We start from the raw sequence: 14,312 nt of genomic DNA on the forward strand, positions 1-14,312 counted from the left end.
TTGGTCGAAGCATATAAAAAGAAAAATAAATCAGTATTACTTTATAACAAAAAATGAGGCAGAGCAGAGCTTTTGTTGCAGCAATCCAGTATGGGGCGCTGTACTCTGCAAAATGCTTTTTTATCTTTAAGGTGCTACACTTTATCTTTAAGGTGCTACACCTTGTGGGTTTCGATACCAGCTCTCGATGAATAGGGCCGCGGCAATACTGTCAGCCGCCAGTTTTTTGCCACGACCTTGAGACTGATATCGGTCAAGTTCATCACGTGCTTCACGGGTGGTCAGGCGCTCATCGACCATCACGGTTTCAATATTGGTCTGATGACGCAAGCGTCGGGCAAATTTGCGTGAGCGTGCAGAAAGTTCCGATTCGCTATCATCCATATTTAAGGGTAAGCCTACCAAAAATAAGGTCGGTTGATACTGTTTGACAATTTTCAGCAAAGCATCCCAGTTCGGAATGCCGTCTTTCATGGGAAACAGGGCGAGGGGATTGGCACTTTCAATCAGCAATTGACCCACCGCCATGCCCATTTTTTGGGTACCAAAATCAAATGCCATAATCATGTGCGGTTGTGATAAATCAGGCATGTCCAATCTCTGATGACAGCCAGGTGCGGTCCAGGCCCATTTTTTTATAGGCAGCATCCCAGCGGTCGTCATAAGGCAAGTTAAAAATCAAATCCATATCGGAATCACAGATTAGCCAGTCACCACGTGCAATTTCCTGTTCCAGCTGGTTTTTGCCCCAGCTGGCATAACCCAAAGCAATTTGATAGCGTCCAACGCCTTCATTGTGGGCGATGGCATCGAGGATATCTTTGGACGTGGTAATACAGACATTTTCACCCACAGCAATGGATGAATGCCAGGTCGGTTGACCGGTATGCAGCACAAATCCGGCTTCAGGACGCAAAGGTCCACCTTGCAAGACTGCATGAGGATTGACATTGTCCGCTTCAATTTCCAGGTCATTCAACAATTCCTTGATTGAAAGACCGGATGGGCGGTTAATGATAATGCCTTGTGCACCATCTTCATCATGGCGTGCCAAATAAATTACCGTATTGGCAAAAAAATCATCGGCTAAATCAGGAGGTGCAATGAGACAGCGATGTGTCAGATATTGTTTAGTCATCTAAGCCATTCCCCCTTAAAATCAAAAAACTGATTAAATTAACTAAGCGCTTATGACCAAGTTACTAAACTAATTGGGTTTCGCCAATCATTTTTTGTGATTTAAACCTCAAACTTATACCTGTTGAAACTTAAGTTGACGTAACTGCTTGGCATGTTGCAGGGTCGTATCATTAATTTCGACACCGCCAGTCATACGCGCCAGTTCATCAATGCGCTGTTCTTCTGCAAGATTGATAATGGTACTGCTAGCCGGATCGGTCTGACGCTTTTTCACTAGCAGATGCTGATCCGATTGGGCCGCCACTTGGGCCTGATGGGTAATACATAAAATCTGTACATGTTGGGCCAAATCAGCCAGCAAACGGCCGACCATTTCAGCTGTACCACCACTAATCCCGACGTCGATTTCATCGAAGACCAGTACTTCCGATTCGGTTTTTTCCGCATTCATGACTTGCATGACCAAAGCAATACGCGACAGTTCACCCCCAGATGCTACGCGTGCCAAAGGCTGCGGCGGTATACCCTTGTTTGCAGTAAACAGCAGTTGAATAAAGCTGAGACCTTCAGCACCAACCTGTTCCAAAGGTTCAAACTTGAATTCAAAATAGGCCTCCGGCAAAGCCAGTTGCTTGACCTGTTCAGTCAGTTGTTTTGCCAAAGGCTCTGCCGCTGCACGACGAATTTCATCCAGATATTGTGCTTTGGCTAAAAAGTCCTGATGCGATAACTCAACTTGTTCAGCCAGGGTTTCCGGGTCTTCCAGCTGATGCAATTGCTCAAGTTCAGTCTGCCAGGCCTGGTATTCTTCTTTCAGGCTTTCCGGCTGGGTGCGGTATTTACGCGCTAAACGGTGGAAGATTTCCAGTTGTGAGTTCAATTCTTCCATCCGTTCAGGATCGAAGCTTTGGCGATCGATAAACTGACGCAAATTTGCTGTTGCATCATCCATTTCACTTTGTGCATTGATCAGTGAATTATAGATTTCAGCCAGCTGTTCACTACGACCGGCATGTGATTCCAGACGGCGAATAATTGAAGACAGTTCTTGAGTCAGATTTTGCTCGGCTTCATCCAGCACATTCAAGCTATAACCGCAGTCCAGCATGATATGTTCGTGATGGCTTAAACGATCAAATTCCTGTTCAATCTCTTTATAGTCAATCTGGGTAATCTCTTCGAGTTCTTCCAGTTGCAACTCTAAAGTTTCAATACGCTGCTTGCGGGTGGCTTGTGCATCCAAAGCTGCCTGATGCTGTCGAATATCTTTTTGCCAGGTGCTATAGGCATTGCGGACATCTTGCGCAGGTTGATAAAAGTTGCTGTAACGGTCGAGCCAGTGCTTGGGATAGGGTGGTTCTAACAGTTGCTGCTGACTGTGCTGACTATACAGTTGTACCAGTAAACGGCCAATTTCTTTCAGCTCGGACAAACTGCTTGGGCGGCCATTAATCCAGGCTTTGCTACGACCTGTAGCAAAAATAACCCGTCTTAAATGAATTTCGCCCGATTCATCATCCAACTCGTGTGCTTTTAGCCATTCGGCTTCAGGACTGTGTTCCTGATAGCTAAAAATGGCCGTCACATCGGCTTTATCTGAACCAAAACGTACGTAATTGGTGTCGGTACGTTCGCCTAGACAGGCAGACAGGGCATCCAGTAATAATGATTTACCCGCCCCAGTTTCGCCTGTCAGGACATTGAAACCTTTTTCAATATCAATGGCTAAATGATCGGCTAAAGCAAAATTGATCAGAGTTAAATGTGTCAGCATAAACGCATCCAAGCTGCGAAAAGTTTTAATCTAAGATAGTGAAATTTTGTTTTGGTCACAAGACAGCTTTTATTTTAAAAGGATTTAAAACATCAATATCTTACCTTATCTGGGGGAAGAAAATGAAACTTGCACCTGAAAATAGCCGATAAAATTTTCCCTCGATAAATTGCCTGTTATTTTTATAAAAAATGCAAAATTTGAGTTCAGGTTTATCCAGCTTCATAAAACCTAAACCAGATTAGAGACAGTGTGATGCAGATGATTTGAAAACTTTATTATTAGTGGAGAATGCTATTCGCCTTTGGTCGGGGAAACATCAGCAACAATTTGAGCTTATAATTTATTCATGAAGATGCTCGTGTGCAACTCGTCATTTTTTCACTTAAGCATATAAAAAATATTTGTAAAAATTTGAAAAATATTGATTTGGCTGGATGAAACAGCGATTGATTAGTTTAAGGCTCAGCTTTAAACTAGCTCGAGCAAAAATTATAAATGCGCATTATCTGGAGAATACGCATGTCAAATCAGTTTGATCACGTTTCGGTTGTTAAAAAGTCGAATGTTTATTTTGATGGGTTGTGTATCAGTCATACCGTACAGTTTGAAGATGGCACCAAAAAAACCTTAGGGGTAATTCTGCCAACAGAACAGGCATTGACCTTTCAAACCCATGTTCCTGAACGTATGGAAATTATTTCAGGTGAATGTCGTGTACAAATTGGCGACAAAACTGAAAGTGAGCTGTTCCGTGCCGGTCAATCTTTTTATGTGCCAGGCAATAGCCGCTTTAAAATCGAGACCGATGACGTACTCGATTATGTCTGTCATTTCGAAGGCTAAGTATGAGTCCTAGATAAGACAAAGAAATTTTAACTTGAATCGGTTAAACTAGATTCAAGCATCAATCCTGTAAAGCCTGCTTTGCAGGATTTTTCTTTTTGTATAATTACCCATAGTCACCATAGATTTTAGAGGCCGTTCATGGCAAAACCAGAATATTATTATGGCGTTCACTCGGTGGAGTCATTATTGGAACTCGAGCCTGAGCGCGTACTGACTTTATTTACCTTGAAAGGCCGTGATGACCAGCGTTTAAAAAATGTATTGGCTCTGGCTGAACCCTTTGGTATCAGTGTACAGCAAGCCAGCCGAGACAAACTGGAAAAACTGGCAGGGCAGCCTTTTCATCAGGGCGTAGTCGCTGCAGTGCGTCCACATCCGGTATTGAATGAACAGGATTTAGATGCAGTGCTGAAGCAAAATCCTCAAGCGCTGTTACTGGCACTGGATCAGGTCACCGATCCTCACAATTTGGGTGCCTGTATTCGTACAGCGGCTGCCATGGGTGTTGAAGCAGTAGTGGTCTCACGCGACCGTTCTGCTAGCTTGACGCCGACCGCACGTAAGGTTGCTGCGGGCGGTGCAGAAAAGGTGAAGTTTATTCAGGTGACCAATCTGGCACGTACTTTGGGTAATATCAAAGATGAATTTAATGTACGTGTAGTCGGAACCATGCTGGATGAAAAAGCCTTACCGATTGATCAGTTTGATTTTACCGGAACGGCAGTCTGTGTAGTGATGGGTGCTGAAGATACCGGCTTACGTCCAATTACCCAGTCGCAATGTGATCAGACCGTATATATCCCGATGGCAGGAAACTTGCAGAGCTTAAATGTGAGCGTGGCGACTGGGATGGCCCTTTATGAAGCTTGCCGTCAACGTAACGTGTAATTTTTTCTCTCAAATTTAAAAGTTGTTTGCTATGTCTCCCCGGTCTCAAGGTTATCTTTATATCGCCATTACCATGTGTATTTGGGGGGGATTTACTATTACTTCTCGCCTGAATGCCCAGTGGGGAATTAGTGCCTGGGATATTACCGCCTTACGTTTTGCACTGGCGTTTTGTATTTTAATGCCCATTTTAATCCATAAAAAAGACACTACTTTTTTATGGAAAAAAAAGCCCTTTATTTTGGCGATGATCGGCGGGGTGGCTTACTGCCTGACTTCTTATAGCGCCTTTCATTATGTCCCCGCAGCGCATGCGGCCATTTTTCTGAATGGTTGTATTCCGCTGTGTACGGCCTTGGCCGGATTTATCTTATTTAAAGAGCCTTTTGATAAGCATATCCGGATCAGTCTGGTGATTATGCTGGCCGCAATCGCTGCCATGAGCTTCTTGATGTATCAGGAAACCGGTGTCGCCTTTGGTTTTGGTGACATGCTATTTTTCCTGAGTGCGATCTGGTGGGGTATTTTTACGGTGTTGTTACGCCAATGGAAACTCTCTGCCTGGCATTCTATGGCAGGTGTTGCCATCTGGTCGGCGATTATCTATGTACCGATTTATCTGCTGTTTTTACCGAAAAATTTAACGGCACCTGAACCTGTGCATTTAATGCTACAGGTGATTTTTCACGGTATCTTTGTGGTTATTGTAGCCACACTGACTTATGTAGAAGCGATTAAGCGTCTGGGTGCATTCAAAACGGGAAGTATCGTGACTTTGGCCCCGTTTATGGCGGCAATTCTAGCCGTACCGCTATTGGGGGAGCCTTTAAGTCTGGCCATTATTTGTGGCTTGATCGGAATGGCGATCGGTGCATTACAGCCATGGCGCTGGATCAGTCATAAAGACAGCTTGCAGCAGCAACTTGAGCAACAAAAAAAGCAATCTTAACAGACTGCTTTTTTAATTTTAGCGTTTTAAATAAGCTTCATGTAGCGGTCTTAAATGGCTGTATAAATGGTCAAGATGACCGTCATTCAGCACAATGTCATCAGCCAAACGACGCTTTTGCTCACGTGGCATCTGCGCCTGAATAATTTTTTCAATCTGTTCAATGGACTGATGATCACGCATAGCAGCCCGTTGAATCTGTAAATCGATCGATGCATCAATCAGCAGGGTATGATCGGTCAGTTCATGCTGGTTGGTTTCAAACAGCAGCGGAGAAACCAGAATCACATAGGGGCTGGTTGCTGCTTGCAGCTGTTGAATAATAGACTCTCGAATCGCAGGATGGGTAATGCTTTCTAATATCTCACGCGCATCCGGATCTTTAAAGATATGTTCACGTAAAGCCCGACGGTTCAGCTCACCATTGTCTGATAAAACCCAATCACCGAAAGCAGCATGAATCTGTTGTAAAGCAGGCCGGCCTTTTGCCACAATCTCGCGCGCGACAATATCGGCATCAACCACAGTAATACCCTGGGTTTCAAACCATCGACTGGCCGCCGATTTTCCACTGCCAATCCCACCAGTTAAACCCAAGATAAATGTCATAGATGTCCCTAAAAGTTACTGTCCTAAATAGATTTTCATAATCTGCTCACCCCAAATAAAAGCAATCCACCCGGCAATGGCAATATAAGGGCCAAATGCAAAAGGCTGGTTTTCTTTGCGTATTTTGAGCAGAATAATACCAATCACAGCACCGACGAAAGAGGAGAGCAATACGATCAATGGGAGCATCAATGGTCCCATCCAGGCCCCTAAGGCAGCCAGAAGTTTAAAGTCACCATAGCCCATACCTTCCTTGCCAGTAATGATCTTAAACAGGTAATACACAATCCAAAGACACAAGAAACCAATAAGATAGCCCCAAATGGCAGAAGTTGGACTAGTATAAATACTGTAGCTATTGATCCCTAAGCCCAGTGCTGCCAGGGTTAAGGTATAGCGGTCCGGTAGAAGCTGAGTATCAAAGTCGATAAAGGTGAGTGCAATCAGTACCCAGGTGAGGATCAGGCCAAACAGCATCTGCAGGGTAGGGCCGAATACTGCCACAATGATCAGCGAACATATTGCAGTTAACAATTCAATAAGTGGATAACGAATACTGATTGGATTTTTACAAGCACCACATTTGCCCCGCAAAACAATCCAGCTGATGATAGGAATGTTTTGATACCAGCGAATGGGGGTTTGACAGTTTGGACAGGTCGAATCAGGCTTGCTGAGCGTGATTTTCGTTTCATCAATAATGGCTTGTTCAGGATGCAGTAAGAATTGGCAGTCTTGACGCCATTCCTGTTCCATCATTTTGGGAGTGCGGTAAATCACCACATTTAAAAAACTGCCGATGCAGAGACTAAAAAGCCCAACTGCAATATAGAGTGCAGTTGTGTTAGCAATAAAATAAGAAATTACATCTTGCATTACATTACAGCACCCATTTGGAAGATTGGAAGATACATGGCAATCACCAGACCACCGACCAGCACACCCAGTACTGCCATAATTAAAGGTTCCATCATGGAGGTTAAACCATCTACTGCATTGTCGACTTCATTTTCAAAATGAGTGGCAACTTTATCTAGCATGGCATCCAGCGCACCAGACTCTTCACCAATGGCGACCATTTGTATAGCCATGGAGGGAAACTTATTGGTCACACGCATGGCAAATTGTAGCTGTTGACCTGTAGCAACATCTTCGCGAATTTTCAGTACTGCTTTTTCGTAGACCACGTTATTGGTTGCACCAGCAGTAGATTCCAATGCATCAATCAATGGAACGCCGGCAGCAAAAGTGGTCGCTAAAGTCCGGCTATAACGCGCAATAATGGCTTTATAGACTAAGTCACCAAAAATAGGTGCCTTAAGTGCCGCTTTATCAAGAAAATCACGAAATTTTTGACTACGTTTTTTGGCTTCCATAAAGCTCGCTATGATGGCACCAACTGCAATGATCAGAATAAACCAATATTTCTGCGTCCAATTAGACATATTCACAACCATTTGGGTAAAGGCAGGTAGGTCTGCACCAAATGAGGCGAAAAGATCTTGGAATACGGGTACGACTTTAACCATCAAAATAATGGTAACGACAACAGCAACTACCGTGACTGCTATAGGATATTTCATGGCTTTTTTAATTTTTTGCTTTAAAAGTTCACTTTTTTCTTTGTAAATGGCAACGCGATCCAGCATGGTTTCCAAAGCACCTGACTGTTCACCAGATTCAACCAGTGAGCAAAATAAGTTATCAAAATATTGAGGATATTTTTTAAGTGCCCCTGCAAAGGTATTACCACCTTCAACTTCACCTTTAATGCCTAAAACCACCTCACGCATGGACGGATTTTCTAAGCCTTCCGCGACAATTTCAAAGCTCTGCACTAGTGGTACACCGGCTTTCATCATGGTCGCCAGCTGACGGGTAAAAATCGTGATATCCAGGGTGGTGACTTTCTTTTTCATGAAGCCTTCGAGAATATTTTTACGTTTTTCTCGAATATGTTTAATCGTAATGCCTTGCTTGCGTAAGGTCACTTTAGCAAGTGCCATATTACGCGCCGGTAATTCCCCTTTAAGTTTTTCCCCTTTACGATCAACACCTTCATAACTGAAGACGGGCATCATCTGTGCTTTTTTGACAGCCATGCGTTTATCCTTATTTTAAATTTTCATTTATTCACTGGTTACACGATTGACTTCCTGAAGAGAAGTCACCCCCTGCATAACCTTAATTAATCCTGAACGTCTTAAATTATTAAACCCCGATTTTTCAGATGCTGCTGCAATTTCAAGTGCATTACCATCCTCCATAATAATTTTCGAAATTTCAGGGGTCACTTTCATGACTTCATAAATACCGACACGACCTTTATAACCTTCACGGCACTCGGAACAGCCTACTGGTTGATATACCTGGAAATCTTCCTGCTTCAGATCTTCTTCAGTAAAACCCATTTCTAATAAGCTGTGCTCTGGAATATCTGCAGGCTCTTTACATTGAGAGCATAAACGACGTGCTAAACGTTGTGCAATCACCAAGTTGACAGAGGTCGCAATATTAAAGGATGGAACGCCCATATTGCGTAAACGCGTCAAGGTTTCTGGTGCACTGTTGGTGTGAAGGGTAGACATTACCATATGACCGGTTTGCGCGGCTTTGACGGCGATTTCTGCAGTTTCTAAATCTCGAATCTCCCCGACCATGACAATATCTGGATCTTGACGTAAAAATGATTTAAGCGCAGCAGAGAAGGTCAAGCCAACTTTAGCATTCACATTGACCTGATTAATCCCTTCCAGGTTAATTTCTACTGGGTCTTCAGCTGTGGAAATATTGGTATCTTCACGATTCAGGATATTCAAACCCGTATAGAGCGATACGGTTTTACCGGAACCGGTTGGACCTGTAATCAGTAGCATGCCTTGAGGTTTTTCCAGTGCTTGCATAAACAGTTCTTTTTGTTCTGGTTCATAGCCCAATGCATCAATCCCCAGCATGGCACTGGATGGATCCAGAATACGCAGTACCAGTTTTTCCCCAAACAGTGTCGGTAAGGAGTTGACACGGAAGTCGATGGCTTTGGTTTTCGAAAGCTTCAGTTTAATCCGGCCATCCTGAGGTAAGCGTTTTTCAGAAATATCCATCTGCGACATGACTTTTAAGCGCGAGGCTAAACGTGTGGACAGCTGTAACGGCGGATTGGCAATTTGACGCAGCACACCATCAATACGATAACGCACACGATATGATTTTTCATAAGGTTCGAAGTGTAAATCCGAAGCCCCCATACGAATGGCATCAATTAATAATTTATTGATGTACTTAACGATCGGTGCTTCATCCCCTTGAGGACCATCATCTTCATCTTCTTTTTGACTTAAATCTTCTTGTTCTAGATCTAGATCGATATCTTCATCAGAAAATTCAAAGTTGTTTGCCTGGGTAAAGTTTTGTTCAATCAGCTGGTGTAATTTCTGGTGCTCTACAATAATCGCTTCGATATTCATCTTACTGCTGAAGCGGATCGCATCCATGGCATCTATATTGGTCGGATTGCTGGTTGCGACGTAGAGTAAATTTCCGCGTTTGAAAATGGGCAAAATGCAATGTTTGCTAATGAGTTTTTCATCCAGCCCTTCTCGGATAATTTGAGCAGAATCATATGCACTCAAATCAAAAAGAGGCTCTCCAAACTCTTGCGAAATTTTTTCTGCAATTTCTAGGGATGAAATTTTTAACTGATCAATTAAAAAAGGCACGATATCTTGATTGGCTTTTTTTGCATTCAATATTGCACTCTGCATATTTTCAGCAGAAACTAAGCCATCTTCGACTAAACGCCGAATAAAACCCGTAAATCTTGGTGAACCTTGTAATGCTGCCATGCTTTAATATGCCTGCTTAATCAATTTGTTTATAATTGGTATCTTTGAATTATACTTTTGTTATATAAAAATACCATATCTTAAAATGTTGTTATCTACTTAATATCAGATAAAACTTTGAACCAGTCGTAATTACAGGATAAAGTTTTTTCTTTAGAGTAAAAGGATAGGTTGTAAGAAAAATAAGAAAGGCATCAAAAAGCCATGTGAAAATTTTCTGAAAAATCCTGAATTCCGTGTAGAATGTGCGCGGTTTAATGAATTGTTTTTAATAGGTTACTGTATGTCGGGTTCGGCTATTACTCCTTGGGTTGTCGGCAATTGGAAAATGAACCCAATGCAGGCAGATGCAAAAGCATTGCTGAAAGATTTTAAAAAATTATTGCAAAATAATGAAATTAAAGAACAAGATTGTTATTTGGGTGTTGCACCGACCATGCTGGCTTTGAGCAGTGTTCAAGCAGAATTGGCAAGTTCAGCACGCTCTATTTATCCTGTTGCACAGGATGTTTCTCGTATTGCGGGTACGGGAGCATATACCGGTGAGGTGAGTGCTGACTTATTGAAAGATCATCAGATTGATTTTGTACTGATTGGTCATTCTGAGCGTCGAGAAATTTTTGCTGAAACTGCCCAGATCCTGAATGAAAAAGTCAAAAATGCTTTAAATGCAGGATTAACCATTATTTATTGCGTAGGTGAAAGTCTAGAGCAACGTGAAAATGGTCAGGCCGAGCAGGTCGTATTGCAACAAATCTGTGATATTGCCGCAGTTGTTCAGGCTGAACAGTGGAAAAATATTATCGTAGCTTATGAACCCATTTGGGCGATTGGTACCGGTAAAACTGCTTCACCTGAAGATGCACAGGCGATGCATGCCAAAATTCGTGAAGGTTTAACTCAAATTACACCTTTGGGTGCAAGCATGGCGATTTTATATGGCGGTAGTGTTAAGCCAGAAAATGCAGTAGAGTTGGCTGCCTGTCCAGATATTAATGGTGCGCTGGTTGGTGGTGCATCTTTAAATGCAGAGTCTTTTTATAAAATTGCTCAGGCTTTTGCAAATACAAAATAATTAGGAGTTCAGCATGCATGCATTTGTGCTGGTAGTACATATTATCTTAGCCATTTTAATGATTGTATTGATTCTAGTACAACATGGTAAGGGTGCCGATGCGGGTGCATCATTTGGTGGTGGTGGAGCAGCAACCGTCTTTGGTGCTTCAGGTTCGGCTAATTTTTTAACACGTTTAACGGCAATTTTAACTGCCTTGTTTTTTGTCACCAGCCTAAGTTTAGCGGTGTTTGCTAAAAAGCAAACCACTGATGCCTATAGCTTAAAATCGGTACAAACAACAACCACGGCTCCAGCGAATTCGAGTGAAACTTCACCAGTTGCACCGAAAACAGGCGAATAAATATATTTAGTTCTTTCTTTTTGGGTCTGATCCGATTAGAATGCGTCACAGCTGCGGTGGTGGTGGAATTGGTAGACACGCTACCTTGAGGTGGTAGTGCCTTCGGGCGTGGGGGTTCAAGTCCCCCCTTCCGCACCAACTTATAATCCAGAACATAGGTTGGTGTAAGCAGCAAATCTGTTGATGCGGGATGGAGCAGTCTGGTAGCTCGTCGGGCTCATAACCCGAAGGTCGTTGGTTCAAATCCAGCTCCCGCTACCAATCTTTATTTTAGATGCAAACTAAAATAAGCACCTTGAGTATTTAAGGTGAGATTAATTTTTTGCAATGTTGTTGCGGGATGGAGCAGTCTGGTAGCTCGTCGGGCTCATAACCCGAAGGTCGTTGGTTCAAATCCAGCTCCCGCTACCACTTTTGATTAAGGTGCAACTTAATCAAGCAATCACTGAACAGTTTTTGATTGAAAATGATCAGCAGATTGTATATAATTTTTGCACGTTGATGCGGGATGGAGCAGTCTGGTAGCTCGTCGGGCTCATAACCCGAAGGTCGTTGGTTCAAATCCAGCTCCCGCTACCAAGTTTCTAAAAGGCTCACAAAAAGGTGGGCCTTTTTGCACAGTGGACTTTGGTTTTTCTGTGTAAACAGGGGCGATTACGCCCTTTTTTATTGGCTATCGTGTAGTGTCCGACATTTATTGGTCAAATCGTCATGTTTCACTACTAATATAGTTGAGTTAGTCTGAACCGGTCACTGCGACCATTAAATCGCACCATAATGACGAGAGTAAATGAAGCTATCAAATAAAACTCAAGCACTCCAAGACTTAATCGCTCCTGCAGTGCAAGCATGCAATGTAGATCTTTGGGGAATCGAATTTCTTCCTCAAGGAAAACGTTCTTTATTGCGTATCTATATTGATAAAGCAGGCGAAACTGATGCACAGCCTGTTATGAATGAAGAAGGCGAACTAGAGCAGGGTCGAGGTATCGGCGTACAAGATTGTGTTCGCGTAACACAGCAAGTGGGTGCCATGCTTGATGTACATGATCCAATTTCTGGTGAATATTCACTTGAAGTATCTTCTCCAGGTTGGGATCGTCCATTTTTTCAACTTGAACAAATGCCAGCCTATATTGGACAGCAAATCGCGTTACGTCTTATTAGTGCTGTAGAGAACCGTCGTAAATTTCAAGCAAAACTGATTGCTGTTGATCTTGAAAATGAACTCATTCAAGTAGAAGTTGAAAAGCAACAAATCCTTGAAATTGATAGTCATAATATCGACAAAGCAAATTTGATTTACCAAGATTAATTTATCCAAATAAATAAGAATCTGAACGAATAGGTGACTTATGGCACGTGAAATTCTTACCGTAGTAGAAACGGTTAGTAACGAAAAAGGTGTACCTCGTGAAGCGATCTTTGAAGCGCTAGAACAAGCGCTTGTTGCTGCGACTAAAAAGAAATTTTATGAAGGCACACACTCGGAAGAAGCACGTTTACGTGTGGAAATCGATCGTAAAACTGGTGATTACCGTACTTTCCGTCAATGGGAAGTAGTGGCTGATGAAGATCACGAAATGCCTGCATGTCAGGATGCAATTTCGGATGTCGATCCTGCCAAATGGTCCATTGGTGACATTCGTGAACTCGAAGTTGAATCGATTGACTTCGGTCGAATTGCTGCGCAAATTGCCAAACAGGTGATTGTGCAAAAAATTCGTGAAGCTGAACGTGCTCTGGTTGCTGATGCCTATGAATCTAAAGTTGGTGAACTCATCTACGGTGAAGTGAAAAAGCAAACCAAAGATGGCTTTATTATTGACTTGGGTGACAATGCTGAAGCTTATCTTGCCCGTGAAGAAATGATTCCTAAAGAAATTCTTCGTCCTAAACAACGTGTAAACGCGATTTTATATAGCGTGAATCGTGAAGGTCGTGGTGCACAACTGTTATTGTCACGTGCACGTCCTGAAATGCTGATTGCATTGATGAAGAAAGAAATTCCTGAAATTTCTGAAGAAATCATTGAAATTAAAGCAGCTGCACGCCAACCGGGTGTTCGTGCTAAAATTGCCGTGAAAACCAACGATCACCGTATTGATCCTGTAGGTGCTTGTATTGGTATGCGTGGTACACGTATCCAGGCGGTACAGTCAGAACTCAATGGTGAACGTATTGATGTGGTGGTGTGGTCTGATGATCCGGCACAGTACATCGCCAGTGCGCTAGAGCCTGCAGATGTATCCAGTATTGTGATTGATGAAGATGTTCACAGTGCAGATATCATTTTCGCAGCAAGCGATCAGTTGGCACGTGCTATTGGTTCACAAGGTCAAAATGTCCGTTTAGCCTCTGAATTGACTGGCTACAAATTGGATATGATGCTCGAAGAAGAATTCTACGCACGTCAACAAAATGAAGCTCAGCAATATCTCGACATGTTTGTTACCCGTCTGGATATTGAAGAAGATTTGGCAATGGCTTTGGTTGAGATGGGCTTTACTTCGCTTGAAGAAATTGCTTATGTACCAGCTGAAACATTTGATGAAATTGAGTTGGATGCAGAAACTGTTGAATTATTGCAAAGCCGTGCGAAAGAAATTGCATTGGCTGATGCATTAAAACAACAAGAAAACATTCAAGAGCCAAGTGCAGAACTTGTTGCAATGCAAGGGATGACACAGGAAATCGCATATGCCCTTGCGGCTCGCGGTGTGGTAACTGTAGATGATTTAGCTGACCAAGCCACTGACGATATTGAAGATATTGAAGGTTTAGGTACGGAAAAAGCGGGTCAACTTATTATGAAAGCGCGCGAATCATGGTTTAACTAGGAG

Annotated in this window: 14 protein-coding genes and 4 tRNA genes; 11 read left to right on the forward strand and 7 right to left on the reverse strand. The window is 42.7% G+C overall.

What is annotated here, in order from left to right; translation table 11 throughout:
- Positions 1 to 147 precede the first annotated feature (147 nt).
- The 3 genes from ruvX to recN form a co-directional block, all read right to left on the reverse strand.
- On the reverse strand, positions 148 to 591 hold the full coding sequence (gene ruvX, locus ACE01R_RS06020; RefSeq protein WP_395549655.1) for a Holliday junction resolvase RuvX: 444 nt from the start codon (positions 589 to 591) through the stop codon (positions 148 to 150).
- Positions 584 to 1,138 carry a YqgE/AlgH family protein gene (locus ACE01R_RS06025; RefSeq protein ID WP_086195199.1) on the reverse strand — a complete coding sequence of 185 codons (555 nt, stop codon included), beginning with the start codon at positions 1,136 to 1,138 and terminating at the stop codon, positions 584 to 586. Before ACE01R_RS06025 ends, ruvX begins: the two co-directional genes overlap by 8 nt.
- Positions 1,139 to 1,252: 114 nt before the next feature.
- Positions 1,253 to 2,914 carry a DNA repair protein RecN gene (gene recN, locus ACE01R_RS06030; protein ID WP_395549656.1) on the reverse strand — a complete coding sequence of 554 codons (1,662 nt, stop codon included), beginning with the start codon at positions 2,912 to 2,914 and terminating at the stop codon, positions 1,253 to 1,255.
- Between the two features lie 522 nt (positions 2,915 to 3,436).
- Between recN and ACE01R_RS06035 the strand changes: the two genes are divergently transcribed.
- The 3 genes from ACE01R_RS06035 (at position 3,437) to ACE01R_RS06045 (ending at position 5,600) form a co-directional block, all read left to right on the forward strand.
- Positions 3,437 to 3,760, forward strand: coding sequence for a pyrimidine/purine nucleoside phosphorylase (locus ACE01R_RS06035; RefSeq protein WP_395549658.1), 324 nt, complete (start codon positions 3,437 to 3,439; stop codon positions 3,758 to 3,760).
- Between the two features lie 141 nt (positions 3,761 to 3,901).
- Positions 3,902 to 4,651 carry a 23S rRNA (guanosine(2251)-2'-O)-methyltransferase RlmB gene (gene rlmB / locus ACE01R_RS06040; RefSeq protein WP_395549666.1) on the forward strand — a complete coding sequence of 250 codons (750 nt, stop codon included), beginning with the start codon at positions 3,902 to 3,904 and terminating at the stop codon, positions 4,649 to 4,651.
- A gap of 31 nt (positions 4,652 to 4,682) precedes the next feature.
- On the forward strand, positions 4,683 to 5,600 hold the full coding sequence (locus ACE01R_RS06045; RefSeq protein WP_395549679.1) for a DMT family transporter: 918 nt from the start codon (positions 4,683 to 4,685) through the stop codon (positions 5,598 to 5,600).
- 18 nt (positions 5,601 to 5,618) lie between these two features.
- Here the strand turns inward: ACE01R_RS06045 and coaE are convergent, their stop codons facing one another.
- From coaE to pilB, 4 genes are read right to left on the reverse strand one after another with little or no spacing between them, the layout of a single operon-like run.
- Positions 5,619 to 6,209, reverse strand: coding sequence for a dephospho-CoA kinase (gene coaE, locus ACE01R_RS06050; RefSeq protein ID WP_395549681.1), 591 nt, complete (start codon positions 6,207 to 6,209; stop codon positions 5,619 to 5,621).
- 15 nt (positions 6,210 to 6,224) lie between these two features.
- On the reverse strand, positions 6,225 to 7,085 hold the full coding sequence (locus ACE01R_RS06055; RefSeq protein WP_395549683.1) for a prepilin peptidase: 861 nt from the start codon (positions 7,083 to 7,085) through the stop codon (positions 6,225 to 6,227).
- Complete coding sequence (locus tag ACE01R_RS06060) at positions 7,085 to 8,311, reverse strand: type II secretion system F family protein (protein WP_395549688.1); 1,227 nt, start codon at positions 8,309 to 8,311, stop codon at positions 7,085 to 7,087. Before ACE01R_RS06060 ends, ACE01R_RS06055 begins: the two co-directional genes overlap by 1 nt.
- A 27-nt stretch (positions 8,312 to 8,338) precedes the next feature.
- On the reverse strand, positions 8,339 to 10,051 hold the full coding sequence (pilB, locus tag ACE01R_RS06065) for a type IV-A pilus assembly ATPase PilB (RefSeq protein WP_395549689.1): 1,713 nt from the start codon (positions 10,049 to 10,051) through the stop codon (positions 8,339 to 8,341).
- Positions 10,052 to 10,334: 283 nt separating this feature from the next.
- Here pilB and tpiA point away from each other — a divergent pair, with 283 nt between their 5' ends.
- From tpiA to nusA, 8 genes are all read left to right on the forward strand, one after another.
- Entirely contained in the window at positions 10,335 to 11,126 is a 792-nt protein-coding gene (tpiA, locus tag ACE01R_RS06070; RefSeq protein ID WP_395549691.1) for a triose-phosphate isomerase, read from the forward strand.
- Positions 11,127 to 11,139: 13 nt separating this feature from the next.
- The gene (secG, locus tag ACE01R_RS06075) at positions 11,140 to 11,469 is read left to right on the forward strand and encodes a preprotein translocase subunit SecG (protein ID WP_092819174.1); all 330 of its coding nucleotides are present in this window, start codon (positions 11,140 to 11,142) and stop codon (positions 11,467 to 11,469) included.
- A 53-nt stretch (positions 11,470 to 11,522) separates the two neighbouring features.
- Positions 11,523 to 11,607 (forward strand) — tRNA-Leu (locus ACE01R_RS06080).
- Positions 11,608 to 11,653: 46 nt separating this feature from the next.
- Positions 11,654 to 11,730: transfer RNA gene (locus ACE01R_RS06085), tRNA-Met, on the forward strand.
- A gap of 73 nt (positions 11,731 to 11,803) precedes the next feature.
- Positions 11,804 to 11,880 (forward strand) — tRNA-Met (locus tag ACE01R_RS06090).
- 91 nt (positions 11,881 to 11,971) lie between these two features.
- Positions 11,972 to 12,048 (forward strand) — tRNA-Met (locus ACE01R_RS06095).
- A 211-nt stretch (positions 12,049 to 12,259) separates the two neighbouring features.
- Positions 12,260 to 12,784 (forward strand): ribosome maturation factor RimP, encoded by a 525-nt coding sequence (gene rimP / locus ACE01R_RS06100; RefSeq protein ID WP_395549693.1) that lies wholly within the window; start codon positions 12,260 to 12,262, stop codon positions 12,782 to 12,784.
- 40 nt (positions 12,785 to 12,824) lie between these two features.
- Entirely contained in the window at positions 12,825 to 14,309 is a 1,485-nt protein-coding gene (gene nusA / locus ACE01R_RS06105) for a transcription termination factor NusA (protein WP_395549694.1), read from the forward strand.
- Positions 14,310 to 14,312 lie beyond the last annotated feature (3 nt).

Source organism: Acinetobacter sp. BSP-28, assembly GCF_044130285.1.
In the GTDB taxonomy this organism is placed as follows: Bacteria; Pseudomonadota; Gammaproteobacteria; order Pseudomonadales; family Moraxellaceae; genus Acinetobacter.

Coding starts and splice junctions, on each gene's coding strand:
- ruvX (WP_395549655.1), bottom strand. CDS start 591: ATGCCTGATTTATCACAACCGCACATGATTATGGCATTTGATTTTGGT.
- ACE01R_RS06025 (WP_086195199.1), bottom strand. CDS start 1,138: ATGACTAAACAATATCTGACACATCGCTGTCTCATTGCACCTCCTGAT.
- recN (WP_395549656.1), bottom strand. CDS start 2,914: ATGCTGACACATTTAACTCTGATCAATTTTGCTTTAGCCGATCATTTA.
- ACE01R_RS06035 (WP_395549658.1), top strand. CDS start 3,437: ATGTCAAATCAGTTTGATCACGTTTCGGTTGTTAAAAAGTCGAATGTT.
- rlmB (WP_395549666.1), top strand. CDS start 3,902: ATGGCAAAACCAGAATATTATTATGGCGTTCACTCGGTGGAGTCATTA.
- ACE01R_RS06045 (WP_395549679.1), top strand. CDS start 4,683: ATGTCTCCCCGGTCTCAAGGTTATCTTTATATCGCCATTACCATGTGT.
- coaE (WP_395549681.1), bottom strand. CDS start 6,209: ATGACATTTATCTTGGGTTTAACTGGTGGGATTGGCAGTGGAAAATCG.
- ACE01R_RS06055 (WP_395549683.1), bottom strand. CDS start 7,085: ATGCAAGATGTAATTTCTTATTTTATTGCTAACACAACTGCACTCTAT.
- ACE01R_RS06060 (WP_395549688.1), bottom strand. CDS start 8,311: ATGGCTGTCAAAAAAGCACAGATGATGCCCGTCTTCAGTTATGAAGGT.
- pilB (WP_395549689.1), bottom strand. CDS start 10,051: ATGGCAGCATTACAAGGTTCACCAAGATTTACGGGTTTTATTCGGCGT.
- tpiA (WP_395549691.1), top strand. CDS start 10,335: ATGTCGGGTTCGGCTATTACTCCTTGGGTTGTCGGCAATTGGAAAATG.
- secG (WP_092819174.1), top strand. CDS start 11,140: ATGCATGCATTTGTGCTGGTAGTACATATTATCTTAGCCATTTTAATG.
- rimP (WP_395549693.1), top strand. CDS start 12,260: ATGAAGCTATCAAATAAAACTCAAGCACTCCAAGACTTAATCGCTCCT.
- nusA (WP_395549694.1), top strand. CDS start 12,825: ATGGCACGTGAAATTCTTACCGTAGTAGAAACGGTTAGTAACGAAAAA.